This is a genomic window from uncultured Tateyamaria sp., from assembly GCF_947504105.1.
Lineage (GTDB): Bacteria > Pseudomonadota > Alphaproteobacteria > Rhodobacterales > Rhodobacteraceae > Tateyamaria.
In genome coordinates, this window is sequence record NZ_CANNGP010000013.1 from 33,722 (window position 1) to 45,761 (window position 12,040).

Consider the following 12,040-nt stretch of genomic DNA (forward strand, 5'->3'; position numbering starts at 1 on the left):
TTCGGGATATATATTTCTGTACCAACCTATTCCCTCAATTGAGAATGGCAAAACATATGAGCGGACAAAAAACCGTGACACCGGATGCAGATGGCCTTGTGGCGTCGATCACTGCTGCAAAAACACGCGGATTGCCGCCGGTACACCTTTGGAATCCACCCTTTTGCGGTGATCTGGACATGCGGATCGCACGGGACGGAACCTGGTTCTACCAAGGGACGCCCATAGGGCGACCGGGTCTGGTCAAGCTGTTTTCGTCCATTCTGAAGCGGGAGGAGGGGAAGTATTTTCTTGTTACTCCGGTTGAGAAGGTGGGAATCACCGTCGATGACGCCCCGTTTGTCGCCATCGATTTCGAGGTTGAGGGGACCAGCGAGACGCAGGTTCTGACCTTTGTGACCCATGTAGATGATGTGGCCGTCGCCGGGCAGGATCATCCGATCCGCGTTGAACGCGACCCGGAGACCGGCGAACCATCCCCCTATATCCTAATCCGGGCGGACCTTGAGGCGCTGATCGATCGCAAGAGCTTTTACCGTGTCGTCGACCTCGGCACACATCACGACGGTTGGTTCGGGGTGTGGTCGGGTGGCCATTTCTTTGGAATCATCCCATCGGCTGAGCTGCCCTGACGGACGGGGCGCAGGACACCTGCGCCTCACCACCTGCACAGCCAGTGTGCATCATTTCTGCTGCTCGGCCTCTACGTTCGCGTCATTTTGAAGCTGTAAGGCGGACGTGTCGTCCACCATTCGCTCGCGCATCAGCTTCATGCCCGTGGTCACGATCTGATCCTTGGTGCGCGCTTGGTCGACAAGCTGGCCACGCTTGAATCTGAAACGAACGCCGCCATCGTTGCAATGGATGGCAGCGACGCCAAACAGGTGGGTACCCTTTTTGCGTAAATCGGCAGCTCCTTGCGCGTTCCGATTTACAACCCGCCCGCTCGTCAGCGTGGGCCTATTGAGAAGCTTGATCCTGAACAGGTTCGTCGCGCTGCTGAGATACGGTGCAGGCAAGCGGCATTCAGTCTGCCTCACCTGCATCATAGGCCTTGAGGAACCGCTTGGGCGCCATGTCCCGCCATGTGCTGCGCAGCCGCGCTTCGGCCCAGTTTGGATCGATCCGGCCCGCGGTAACAAGGAGGCAGCCAAACTTGGCGTAATGCGGGTGCAGGATGAACGTGTCGGGATCGGCAGCCATCAGTGTCTCGCGTTCTTCGATGCTGCCCTTGAAGATGGCGGCTTCCACGCAGGGCGACCACCATGTCCACATCTTGCCGTGGGCCTTGAGGTTTTCGTTGCTCCAGCTTGTGGACACTTCGACTTTGGGCAAACCCAATGACAGGCCAAGAGTTTTGAGGTCTTCCCAAGTGTGGATCATGGTTTAACCTTTATTGTGCAAGGCATCCCGCAAATCTTGCATATCGTCTTCCCGGTTCCGCAGCAGCTTGGATGCTTTTTTGACCAGTCGTGCTGACCGAGACGGTAACCCATTGTCACGGGTGTTGCTGTCAGGACCTGTCAGCAAAAGAAACACGGCATAGGCAAAGGCACGCGTTTCTTATCTGAGGTAACCTTGCCACCCGGCTTCTTCCGCGCCTTGCATTTGTAGCGCGCCGAAGCCTGTCGTGATGCAGTGCAGATCGGTCGACAGTTCCTCGGCCTCCGGTCCGCCGGGCATGTCGAGTGCGGTCACGTGCAGGCGGTGGTGCATCACTTCGTGCACGAGTGTGGACAGGAAGGCGCGCCTTTGGGTGATGGTTTCAGGGTAATAGGTAATGAGAGCCTGCGTGCCGTCGCTTTGCCACGTGCCGCCAACAGAAGAGAATTGTCCATATTGATGCCGGTATTCCGCAGGCAGCCCGTTCAACGGTGCGGCGACGATAACCTGATTTTCGATGCCAAGGTGCTTCTGGATGGCGTGGATCAGCGCTTGCGCGACCTCTTGGTGAGGGCCATTCGGTGCCGGGAAGTTGGACTTGGTCACATGAATGGCGCGCGTGCTGGGTGTGAGCAGGTGGTTGTCGATGGCCCAGAAGAAAGAGTCGATGACCCAGTCTTGGGTGTCTTCGTCTATGCGCAGGCCGAACATGGTATTTCCGAAGGAATGGGTGCCATGCCTATCATGAACTTACGGGGCAGGCGGGATTGATTGCAAATCAGGTGCCACGAAGGCGGCGCGCGCTGTGTCGGAGAACAGGGTGTCCTTGTGGTAGTGGGTTAGCATGATCCGCGTGTCGAGCAGGCGGTCATCCTGTTTCAGGAAGCTGTCGAAGGAGGCCGCTGGCGTCGCCTTGTCCATGAAATATGCGACCGCCATCAGCCACGAGCGGGTGAGTGTTTCGTGGTATTTGTCAGCAGGTACGCCGTTGCGTTTCAGGAAGGCGTGGAGCGCTGCGCGCATCCGGGGCATGGCGGCATCGATCGGCCCTTCGCAGAGGTAGACATAGGCCTGTCGCAGGTGGGCGCGGCGGTTGAAGTCATCCGGCGCGACGCGCCCTGCGTCGAACTGGTCGCGGAAGGTCAGGTCGTCCGGTGCGGGCATCATGGTCATGTTGGGCTCCTTTCCGTCAGTGCGCTTCGGCCCAGTTTTGCCCCTGACCTGCATCCACCGTCAACTTCACGTCGAGATGCACGACGGGGTCATTGGCGCTTTCCATGACCCCCTTTGCCACGCCGATCAGGTCGTCGACTGCGGCGTCTTCCACTTCAAAGAGAAGTTCGTCGTGCACTTGCAGCAGCATAGCGGCGGGTATGTTCTTGATCGCCTCGGGCATGCGGATCATGGCACGGCGAATGACATCTGCGGCGGTGCCTTGGATGGGTGCGTTGATCGCGGCGCGTGCGGCGAAGCCTGCGCGGGGGCCTTTGGAGGCGATCTCGGGCGTGTGGATCTTACGCCCGAACAGCGTCTGGACGTAGCCGTGTTCCTTGGCGAACGCCTTGGTGTCGTCCATGTAGGTGCGGATGCCGGGGAAGCGTTCGAAATAGCGGTCGATGAAGCCCTGCGCCTCGGACCGCGGGATGCGCAGGTTGCGCGCGAGGCCGAAGCCCGAGATGCCGTAGATAACGCCGAAGTTGATTGCCTTGGCTTGGCGGCGGATTTCCGGGGTCATTTCGTCGAGCGGCACGTCGAACATTTCCGAGGCCGTGAGCGCGTGGATGTCGATGCCTTCGGCAAAGGCCTGTTTCAGTTCCGGGATGTCGGCGATGTGGGCGAGGATGCGCAGCTCGATTTGGCTGTAGTCTAGCGCGACGAGTGTTTTGCCGGGTTCCGAGACGAAGGCCTCGCGGATGCGCCGTCCTTCCTCTGTCCGGATCGGGATGTTTTGCAGGTTCGGGTCGGTTGAGGCCAGCCGCCCGGTGGACGCGCCGGCGATGGAGTAGGAGGTGTGCACGCGACCTGTATCGGTGTTGATGTGGTCCTGCAGCGCGTCGGTGTAGGTGGATTTCAACTTCGACAGTTGCCGCCAGTCCAGCACGCGGGCGGGCAGCTCGTGTTCGGTCGCGAGGTCTTCGAGTACGTCGGCGCCCGTGGCATAAGCCCCGGTCTTGCCCTTCTTGCCACCTTCGATGCTCATTTCATCGAACAGGATTTCGCCAAGTTGCATGGGGCTACCGACGTTGAATTTACGGCCTGCGAGTTCGTAGATTTCATCCTCCAGCCCCGCCATTTTCTGGGCAAAGGCGTTTGACATGCGCGAAAGCGTGTCGCGGTCGACCTTGATACCGGACCGTTCCATGCCTGCCAGTACATGCACCATGGGCCGCTCAAGCGTTTCGTAGACTTTCGTGACTTGTACGCGGTGGAGTTGCGGTTTGAACTGCTGCCAGAGGCGCAGCGTAATGTCGGCGTCTTCGGCGGCATATTTCACCGCGTCTTCGAGCGGGACTTGGTCGAAGGTTTTGGCCGACTTGCCGGAGCCGAGAAGCGGTTTGATCGGGATCGGCGTGTGGCCAAGATAGCGTTCGCTGAGCGTGTCCATGCCGTGATTGTGCAGCCCGCCGTGCATAGCGTAGGACAGGAGCATTGTGTCGTCGATGGGCGCCACGTCGATGTTCAGACGGGCAAAGATCTTGGCGTCGTATTTCATGTTCTGGCCGATCTTGAGGATGCTGTCGTCCTCAAGCACGGGTTTCAGCATTTCGAGCGCCTGTTCGAAGGGCATCTGCCCTTCAGCAAGATCGTCAGAGCCAAAGAGGTCATCGCCGCCTTGCTTGTGCGTCAGCGGAATGTAGCAGGCATGGCCGGGGTTCACGGCCAGTGAGATACCCACCAGATCGGCGATCATTTCATTGAGGCCGGTGGTTTCGGTGTCCACCGCGACGTATCCGCGTTCATAGATCAGGTCGATCCAGGTTTGCAGCTGGTCGGCGTTCTGCACGTGCTCGTAGGTGGCATCGTCAAAGCTGGGCGCTTCGGGCGCGTCCTGCGCCGCAGGTGCCGGTTCCCTGATCTCGGGCGCTTCGACGCCAAGCTGATCGGCGATGCGCTTGGTCAGGGTGCGGAATTCCATTTCCGCGAGGAATGGCATCAGTTGATTCGGTTTCGGGTCCTGCACCTCAAGATCGTCGAGCGTGAAGTCGAGGGGCGTGTTTTCGTCGAGACGAACAAGGTCTCGCGACAGGCGGATCTGGTCGGCGTGGTCGATCAGGGTCTGGCGACGCTTGGGTTGCTTGATCTCTTCGGCGCGTTCAAGCAGCGCGTCGAGATCGCCATATTCGTTGATCAGGAGGGCGGCTGTTTTGACGCCAATGCCTGGCGCGCCGGGCACGTTGTCGACGGAGTCTCCGGCAAGCGCCTGCACGTCCACCACGCGGTCGGGGAAAACGCCGAATTTCTCGAACACGCCGTCGCGGTCGATGCGGGCGTTCTTCATGGCGTCCAGCATTTCGACCCCGTCGCCCACAAGCTGCATCAGGTCCTTGTCCGAGCTGATGATGGTGACGCGGCCCCCTGCCGCGCGCGCCTCAACGGCGAGGGTGGCGATGATGTCGTCGGCCTCGTACCCTTCTTTTTCCTTGCAAGCGATGTTGAATGCTTCGGTCGCAGTACGGGTCAGTGGGATCTGCGGACGCAGGTCTTCGGGCATAGCCTCGCGGTTGGCCTTGTACTGGTCGTACATGTCGTTGCGGAAGGTGTGGCTGCCCTTGTCAAAGATCACGGCCACATGCGTGGGCGCGTCGGGGCCGTGGTTCCCTTCGACATATTTGTAAAGCATGTTGCAAAACCCACTGACAGCCCCGATAGGGAGGCCATCGGACTTCCGGGTCAGCGATGGCAGCGCATGGTAGGCGCGAAAGATAAAGGCCGAGCCATCGATCAGATGTAGGTGACACCCTTTGCCAAACGCCATGTTCATCGCCCCCTTGGTTTTTTCAGTGTTTGCGTGATGTGCCACGATTCCGGAAAAGGGGAAAGCACAAGCGTTTTGTTAACCCGGATTTGCCACAAACCGGGCATGACAGCGATGAACCGTTTAGGCGATGTTACTGACGTATTGGGCCAGCAGTCGGGGGCCACTGGTATCGCGGCCCGTGTCGAACTGTTGCGGGCCGTTGATATGATCCGTTCCCATTGCGCACGGGCGACCTTGTATTGCGCCGCGGGGCTGCTGTTTAATGACCCCGCTGATCACAAGGCCTGCATCGCTGGCATCGACCGCGCCATGCCGGGTGCACATGCCGGGATGCGCCTGTTGTCTGGCGGGCAGGTTGAGCGGGGTATCGATCCCGTCGCACTGGCGTGGTTACGCGAAACCGTGGCGGACATGTCGGACAGTGTTGCGCAGATGGGTCAGTTCGTGGCCGCGGTATCAGATTTGGCAGGGGCGTTCACGGCTGGAACCTGTACGCCACAACATTTGCGTGACGTCACCCGTTTCGCCGCGGGTGCGTTCAACGAACATTTTGCCAAACTGGTCAATCGGCTGAGTGAGCATTTGCACAGCGATAGGGTTGTACGTCGCACAACGGCCAACCAGACGGGCGCAGATGCCCGCAACGCGTTGCAAGAGATCAGCGAGATTTCACGGAATGTCGGATTGATCGCCATCAACGCATCCATCGAGGCGGCGCATGTTGGGGAACAGGGGCGTGGCTTTGCTGTCATCGCCGCAGAGATTCGCGAGTTGTCTGAAAAGATCGAGCATGCCAATGCCCGCGTACAGTCTCAGGTAGACGCATTGATCCACCAGGTGATCGACGACTGACCGCTTAGCTGTCAGCCTTGTCTGCGTATACATACTTGCAGTCGCAATAGGCGCATTCGACCCAACCGGTATCTTCGGGAATCTGCAGCCAGACCCGTGGGTGCCCCAATGGCCCTTCGCCCCCGTCACAAGCCACGCGGTGGCTGTGGACCGTCTTGATTTCGGGCGCTTCGATGGTCATGTCTGGTATCCTTGGTTGGGGCGCGTGCGCCCGCTTTTATGGGCTAAGGGCGTAGGCCACACAAGAGGTTACACACCCCGATCGATACGAGCCTGATAACAATTGTTGCGGGCAGACCGCACATGGATATAGGCCACATTCGGATCTGCAAAGATGGCCGTTAAACGGGTTTGGATATCAGTCGTGGGCGTGATCGCCCCGGTGCCGTAGACGATGCGGTCGTCTGCCGAATACCCTTTGATCAAATAGTCGGGCGAGGTGGTCAGAATCTCTGGCAGATCTGTGCCGCCGCCGCGGGGGCAATCATCGGCACAGAGAAAGATCGGGCCCACCTCGGCATAGGGGTGGGTGCCCTCAAACGGCTTGTGTGCGAGCACTAGCATCTCTTCTCCTGCCGAAATGTCGCACAGGCAATGGCGGCAGGGGTTACCTGCACCGTCTGAAATCTTGCGCTCGGGCCGGTTGCCAAAGGCATCCGGGCCGCCTGCGCGGTAGGCTTGGACAGTATCTGTCGGAAGTGCTGTAAAAACCGTCATGTGCGATCAATCCTCACCTGGTAGCAGTTATTGCGGCTGGACCGGACGTGGATAAAGGCGACGTCCGAGCGTTGAAAAAGCGCCCGTGCGGCAGGGATCATATCGCGTGGAGCAACGATCTGTCCCGTGCCGTAGATGATCCGTTCGTCTACCGAATACCCTTTGATCAGATAGTCGCGCGATGTCGTCATGGCCTGCGGCAGAGTTCCGTCATCTTGGTGACGCGGACATTGGGCGGCACAGACGAACAGCGGGCCGACCTCTGCATAAGCGTGCAAGTTCTCGAATGGACGATGCGCAACGATTAGAAATGGTGCGTCTTTGGGAATCAGACAAAGACAGTGCCGACAACGATTGCCGTTCCCGTCCGAGATTGCACGTTCGGGCAATTGGCCATTGGCATCGGGTTGACCGACACGCCAGCCAGCGACGATATCTGTAGGCAAGGCCTTGAACGAGGGCATGATGGAACTCCTTTGCCCGAACTTATGCAGGCGGTCCCAAACCACGCGACCCGAAAGCTGCGCAACTGTACTGGTCTTGGCTGTGCATCGCTGACGCGTTTGAGGCCACGGCTGTCTTAAAGTGCAGGGCTAAAGATCAAGCAGCAACGGGCAATGGTCCGAGACCTCCGGATCGTAGACCACGGTGAATTCCCGCACGGCTTCGACATCGTTGATGAGCATGTAATCAGCGAACTGACCTGGCTTCTTGTAGTGGGAATTTCTTGTGCCAGCGAAACCTTGTCCTGTCACCAGTTCAACTAGACCGGCATCTGCCAATATCCGCAGCGTTTCACTATCAGGCTCGACGTTGAAGTCACCACAAAGAACAATCAGGTCCTCTGGTTCTGTAACTTGCCGTGACAGGTCAAGCAGCCTCCGGGCTTGCTCTGCCCGTTCCGGTGTGTCCATTTTCCCGCGAAGATCGCGTAGCCCGTGCATGTGCGTGACGCTGACCGAACGGTTATTTTTGTAGTCGTACACACGAATGCCGTGGGCGCTGCGGGATCGAGGGTGGTCGCCATACCCAACGGGCGAATAACCCTTGTGAACGAAACCCTGAACCTGTCCGATTATCGGAACCGATTTGTGCACAAAGGTCGCCAATCCCCACTGTGATGGGGTCGATTGGTCTTTGTCCCAAAGGACACCTTGCGCTGCCGGACAAAATACGGCGGTGTGATCGGGCAAGGTTCTGGCCACATCACGGAAGAAGTTTGCCCGCTGTGGGAGGATATGATCCCCATCTCGGTAGGTCAGCCAGTCTTTTGCGGTAGCGGGGCTATGGACAACCTCCTGCAAACAGAGGATGTCAGGCGCCGTTTTTTCCACGTAGGGCAAAAGGTCTTCGTGTAGCTTTCCGCCCCAACCATTGAGACACATTATTCGCATAGCTTGGTCCTGCAAACCTGGGAAACCCGACATTCGCTGCATTGAAGGAAATCTACAAGTTGGGCGCATTCGAAACCTTGACCGCAAGTGAAGCATGACGGGCCTGGTACATGTGCGTGATGCGCAACTCAAAATCACATGGCCTTCCGTCCCGGGTGCGGCATGTGTGAGGGTTGGACCTCTTCTATTTCAAATAAGAACAAAATATGAATATAGTGGAGGTGTCCGCCCCCCGAATCTGCCATGCCAATGTTCATAGAACTGTCGATCACATCGAACTTCACTTTCCTCACCGGGGCGTCCCACCCCGAAGAGTACGTGAACCGCGCTGCCCTTCTGGGGATGGCGGCGTTGGCCATTGCAGATGACAATTCTGTTGCTGGTATCGTGCGGGCGCATACGCAGGCCAAGATGATCGCGCGGGCCGTGAAGGAAAGACAGGCGTTCGACACGCAGCACGGTCTCATTGGTCCGCCGCAGCCCGATCACCTGCCCAATCCGCCCCGGGCCCCTTTCACAACGACCCCGCGCCTGATCCCCTCAGCAAGGCTGCTGTTCTCTGACGCGCCTCCGATCACCGTACTGCCATTTGACCGACAAGGTTGGCGCAGCCTGTGCCGCATTATCTCACGAGGGCGGTTGAGGGCAGAAAAGGGGGAATGCGACCTTCAGCTCCAAGACCTCGAAGAGTTTGCAGAAGGTCTCCACCTGCTTGTGTGGCCACATGCGCAGGCGGTGCAGGGCGGCGCGGTTGATTGGGTGCACACCGCGAAACGGCTGACGCGCCGCTTTGCCGGAAACATACACGTGCTGATGAGCCCGCGTTATGATGGGCGTGACACGGTTCGCTTTGATCGGCTGGCGGATCAGGCGCGGATGTTGGGGTTGCCCACCCTCGCCTCGGCTGCCCCCCGTATGCATCACGGCGCACGGCGCAAGCTGGCGGATGTGGTCAGTGCCATCCGTCTCAAGTGCCGCGTCGATGCGCTGGGCCGTGCGGCTCTCAGCAACGGGGAAGGGCGGCTGCGGAGCGAGGCCGAGATGCTGCGGTTGTTCGTGGGCCACGAAGAGGCGGTGCATCGGGCAGGGCAACTGGCGAACAGCCTGATCTTTTCGCTTGACCAGTTGCGCTATGAATACCCGTCGGAAATCACCAGGAACGAAACGCCCAGCCAACGGCTGAACCGGCTGGCCTATGAGGGGTTGAAATGGCGCTATCCCGGCGGGGCGCCAGACAAGGTCAAGACCCTTCTGCGCCATGAACTCGCCCTGATCGCCAAACTAAAATACGAACCCTATTTCCTGACCGTCCGCGACATCGTCCACTTTGCGCGCAGCCGTGGCATCCTGTGTCAGGGCCGGGGTTCGGCCGCCAATTCGGTGGTGTGTTATTGCATGGGCATCACTTCGGTCAGTCCCGAGATGGGCACGATGGTGTTTGAACGTTTCGTGTCCGAAGCCCGCGATGAGCCGCCTGACATCGATGTCGACTTTGAACACGAACGGCGTGAAGAGGTGATCCAGCACATTTACGAGCGCTATGGCCGCCACCGCGCGGGCCTGTGCGCTACGGTCGTGCATTACCGCGGCAAGCGTGCCATCCGCGAGGTGGGCCGTGCCATGGGGTTGACCGAGGATACGATCAGCGCCCTCAGCTCGCAGCTTTGGGGTTTCTTTTCCACCAAGGGGTTGGAGGCGGAACGGATGGCCGAGATCGGCCTCGACTTCCGTGACCGCCGCCTGCGGCAGACCATCGAACTGGTCTATGAGATCAACGGCTTCCCCCGGCACCTGTCCCAGCATGTAGGCGGGTTCATCGTGACCGAGGGGCGGCTGGATGAACTGGTGCCGATCGAAAACGCCACGATGGAGGATCGCACGGTCATTTGCTGGGACAAGGATGACATCGACAGTCTTGGCATCCTGAAGGTGGATGTGCTGAGTCTTGGGATGCTGACCTGCATTCGAAAGGCCTTTGACCTGCTGAAAATGCACCATCAGCAAAGCTACACCCTTGCCACCCTGCCAAAAGAAGACCCGCGCGTGTACGATATGCTGTGCAAGGCTGACAGCATCGGAGTGTTCCAAGTGGAAAGCCGGGCACAGATGAACTTTCTGCCCCGAATGCGGCCGCGCAATTTCTATGATTTGGTGATCGAAGTGGCCATCATCCGCCCCGGCCCAATTCAGGGCGATATGGTGCATCCTTACATCCGCCGTCGGAACGGGGAAGAGGAGGTGTCCTTTCCTTCGGATGAACTCGGTCAGGTGCTGGGCAAGACGCTGGGCGTGCCGTTGTTTCAGGAGCAGGCGATGCAGATCGCCATCGTGGGGGCCGGGTTTACCCCCGACCAGGCGGACCGGCTGCGGCGCTCACTTGCTACCTTCAAGAAGCACGGGAGTGTCAGTGAATTCCGGGCGCTGTTCCTGCATGGCATGCGCAAGAACGGTTATAAGGATGACTTTGCCGAGCGGTGTTTTTCCCAGATCGAAGGGTTCGGCAGCTATGGCTTTCCCGAAAGCCATGCGGCGAGCTTTGCGCTCTTGGTCTATGCCTCAAGCTGGATCAAATGCCACCATCCGGGCATCTTTGCCTGTGCGCTGCTGAATGCACAGCCCATGGGGTTCTATGCCCCCGCCCAAATCGTGCGGGATGCACGCGAGCATGGGGTCAAGGTGCATCCCATCTGTGTGAATGCCAGCTATTGGGACAACACCATGGAACCTGATGGCAAAGGGGGCTTGGCTCTGCGTTTGGGGTTCCGGCAGCTCAAGGGCATGAGCGAGGAAGATGCCAGCTGGCTGACCGGCGCGCGCGGAAACGGCTACCAGTCAGTGCGCGATGTGTGGCGGCGGGCGGGGTTAATGCCCACTGTGATCGTACGATTGGCCGAAGCTGATGCCTTTGCTGCCGCTGGTATCAATCGCCGTGAGGCGCTTTGGGAGGCCAAGGCGCTTGCCCCTGGACCTGTGTTACCCTTGTTTGCCACGGATCTGGATGGTGAGGTGGTAGATGAGCCCGCAGCCTTGTTGCCCGAGATGACGCTGGGCGAAAATGTGGTCGAGGATTACGTATCGACGCGCCTGACCCTCAGGGCGCATCCCGTCGGCCTGCTGCGCCATATCCTAACCCCCGGAGCGGCCCCCATTGGCATGTTGCCGACGACGCAGACTGCGCCGGACCTCTCGAAAACCAGCTTTAGCCGTGGCAACCCGGATTGAAGGAGCCTTTTTGTGACCGCACTTATCCATTACAGGGCGGCATCTGGTACATTTGTGCCGGTGTGGACGCTTGAAATACAGACCTTGCCTGAAGACACGGATCGCATCTTGGATGCCGTGATGGTGGTACATCCGTTGGGCTATGGCCGCTATCAACGCAATGCCAGCATCTCGGCCACAGGGGCAGAGACGGCGCAGCCTGAACCCGGATCGACGACCACAACCCATGCGGACGGGTTCGAGGCGGGTGGGACCGAGACCTATCCCATGGTCGAACTGAAAATTTCCATTGAACGCGATGTGGCGGTACTCGAAAAGGTGATGGATGCTGTCATGGAGGTTCATCACTACGAAGAGCCCGTGATTTTCCTGCGCGAGGACTGGGCGAGCCGTGCGACCTACGATCCAAAAAACGACAATCCAAACAGGTGGTGGAACAACGGGCGTGGTCTGCCTGACCGTGTTGCATGATCCCGGCACTCTTTTCTGACCC

General features: G+C 59.0%; 13 protein-coding genes. 4 read left to right on the forward strand and 9 right to left on the reverse strand.

Annotated elements, in window-relative coordinates; all coding sequences use genetic code 11:
• Positions 1-56 precede the first annotated feature (56 nt).
• On the forward strand, positions 57-632 hold the full coding sequence (locus Q1A75_RS10300; protein ID WP_299550781.1) for a DUF1285 domain-containing protein: 576 nt from the start codon (positions 57-59) through the stop codon (positions 630-632).
• 51 nt (positions 633-683) lie between these two features.
• On the opposite strand, the gene Q1A75_RS10305 is transcribed toward Q1A75_RS10300, so the two are convergent.
• The 5 genes from Q1A75_RS10305 to polA form a co-directional block, all read right to left on the reverse strand.
• Complete coding sequence (locus tag Q1A75_RS10305) at positions 684-1,040, reverse strand: hypothetical protein (RefSeq protein WP_299550783.1); 357 nt, start codon at positions 1,038-1,040, stop codon at positions 684-686.
• Positions 1,027-1,383, reverse strand: coding sequence for an MmcQ/YjbR family DNA-binding protein (locus Q1A75_RS10310; protein ID WP_299550785.1), 357 nt, complete (start codon positions 1,381-1,383; stop codon positions 1,027-1,029). The genes Q1A75_RS10305 and Q1A75_RS10310 overlap by 14 nt, the downstream gene beginning before the upstream one ends.
• 180 nt (positions 1,384-1,563) lie before the next feature.
• Positions 1,564-2,094 carry a hypothetical protein gene (locus Q1A75_RS10315; RefSeq protein ID WP_299550786.1) on the reverse strand — a complete coding sequence of 177 codons (531 nt, stop codon included), beginning with the start codon at positions 2,092-2,094 and terminating at the stop codon, positions 1,564-1,566.
• Between the two features lie 39 nt (positions 2,095-2,133).
• Positions 2,134-2,556 (reverse strand): hypothetical protein, encoded by a 423-nt coding sequence (locus Q1A75_RS10320; protein WP_299550787.1) that lies wholly within the window; start codon positions 2,554-2,556, stop codon positions 2,134-2,136.
• Positions 2,557-2,572: 16 nt separating this feature from the next.
• A complete protein-coding gene (gene polA / locus Q1A75_RS10325; RefSeq protein WP_299550880.1) occupies positions 2,573-5,365 on the reverse strand; it encodes a DNA polymerase I in 2,793 nt (930 codons plus the stop codon).
• Positions 5,366-5,464: 99 nt separating this feature from the next.
• Between polA and Q1A75_RS10330 the strand changes: the two genes are divergently transcribed.
• Positions 5,465-6,214, forward strand: coding sequence for a methyl-accepting chemotaxis protein (locus Q1A75_RS10330; RefSeq protein WP_299550788.1), 750 nt, complete (start codon positions 5,465-5,467; stop codon positions 6,212-6,214).
• 4 nt (positions 6,215-6,218) lie between these two features.
• On the opposite strand, the gene Q1A75_RS10335 is transcribed toward Q1A75_RS10330, so the two are convergent.
• The 4 genes from Q1A75_RS10335 to Q1A75_RS10350 form a co-directional block, all read right to left on the reverse strand.
• Complete coding sequence (locus Q1A75_RS10335) at positions 6,219-6,395, reverse strand: zinc-finger domain-containing protein (protein ID WP_299550789.1); 177 nt, start codon at positions 6,393-6,395, stop codon at positions 6,219-6,221.
• Positions 6,396-6,463: 68 nt separating this feature from the next.
• Positions 6,464-6,931 (reverse strand): DUF1203 domain-containing protein, encoded by a 468-nt coding sequence (locus Q1A75_RS10340; RefSeq protein WP_299550790.1) that lies wholly within the window; start codon positions 6,929-6,931, stop codon positions 6,464-6,466.
• Positions 6,928-7,395, reverse strand: coding sequence for a DUF1203 domain-containing protein (locus Q1A75_RS10345; protein WP_299550792.1), 468 nt, complete (start codon positions 7,393-7,395; stop codon positions 6,928-6,930). The genes Q1A75_RS10340 and Q1A75_RS10345 overlap by 4 nt, the downstream gene beginning before the upstream one ends.
• A 129-nt stretch (positions 7,396-7,524) precedes the next feature.
• Entirely contained in the window at positions 7,525-8,367 is an 843-nt protein-coding gene (locus Q1A75_RS10350) for an endonuclease/exonuclease/phosphatase family protein (protein ID WP_366142198.1), read from the reverse strand.
• A gap of 207 nt (positions 8,368-8,574) precedes the next feature.
• Between Q1A75_RS10350 and Q1A75_RS10355 the strand changes: the two genes are divergently transcribed.
• Both Q1A75_RS10355 and Q1A75_RS10360 read left to right on the forward strand, forming a co-directional pair.
• Positions 8,575-11,547, forward strand: coding sequence for an error-prone DNA polymerase (locus Q1A75_RS10355; RefSeq protein ID WP_299550883.1), 2,973 nt, complete (start codon positions 8,575-8,577; stop codon positions 11,545-11,547).
• Between the two features lie 12 nt (positions 11,548-11,559).
• Positions 11,560-12,018 carry a hypothetical protein gene (locus Q1A75_RS10360; protein WP_299550796.1) on the forward strand — a complete coding sequence of 153 codons (459 nt, stop codon included), beginning with the start codon at positions 11,560-11,562 and terminating at the stop codon, positions 12,016-12,018.
• The last annotated feature ends 22 nt before the right edge of the window (positions 12,019-12,040 follow it).

Excerpts from the sequence above, each read along its gene's own strand:
- Q1A75_RS10300 (WP_299550781.1), top strand. The coding sequence starts at position 57 with ATGAGCGGACAAAAAACCGTGACACCGGATGCAGATGGCCTTGTGGCG.
- Q1A75_RS10310 (WP_299550785.1), bottom strand. The coding sequence starts at position 1,383 with ATGATCCACACTTGGGAAGACCTCAAAACTCTTGGCCTGTCATTGGGT.
- Q1A75_RS10315 (WP_299550786.1), bottom strand. The coding sequence starts at position 2,094 with ATGTTCGGCCTGCGCATAGACGAAGACACCCAAGACTGGGTCATCGAC.
- polA (WP_299550880.1), bottom strand. The coding sequence starts at position 5,365 with ATGAACATGGCGTTTGGCAAAGGGTGTCACCTACATCTGATCGATGGC.
- Q1A75_RS10340 (WP_299550790.1), bottom strand. The coding sequence starts at position 6,931 with ATGACGGTTTTTACAGCACTTCCGACAGATACTGTCCAAGCCTACCGC.
- Q1A75_RS10335 (WP_299550789.1), bottom strand. The coding sequence starts at position 6,395 with ATGACCATCGAAGCGCCCGAAATCAAGACGGTCCACAGCCACCGCGTG.
- Q1A75_RS10345 (WP_299550792.1), bottom strand. The coding sequence starts at position 7,395 with ATGCCCTCGTTCAAGGCCTTGCCTACAGATATCGTCGCTGGCTGGCGT.
- Q1A75_RS10320 (WP_299550787.1), bottom strand. The coding sequence starts at position 2,556 with ATGACCATGATGCCCGCACCGGACGACCTGACCTTCCGCGACCAGTTC.
- Q1A75_RS10350 (WP_366142198.1), bottom strand. The coding sequence starts at position 8,367 with ATGCAGCGAATGTCGGGTTTCCCAGGTTTGCAGGACCAAGCTATGCGA.
- Q1A75_RS10355 (WP_299550883.1), top strand. The coding sequence starts at position 8,575 with ATGTTCATAGAACTGTCGATCACATCGAACTTCACTTTCCTCACCGGG.
- Q1A75_RS10330 (WP_299550788.1), top strand. The coding sequence starts at position 5,465 with ATGACAGCGATGAACCGTTTAGGCGATGTTACTGACGTATTGGGCCAG.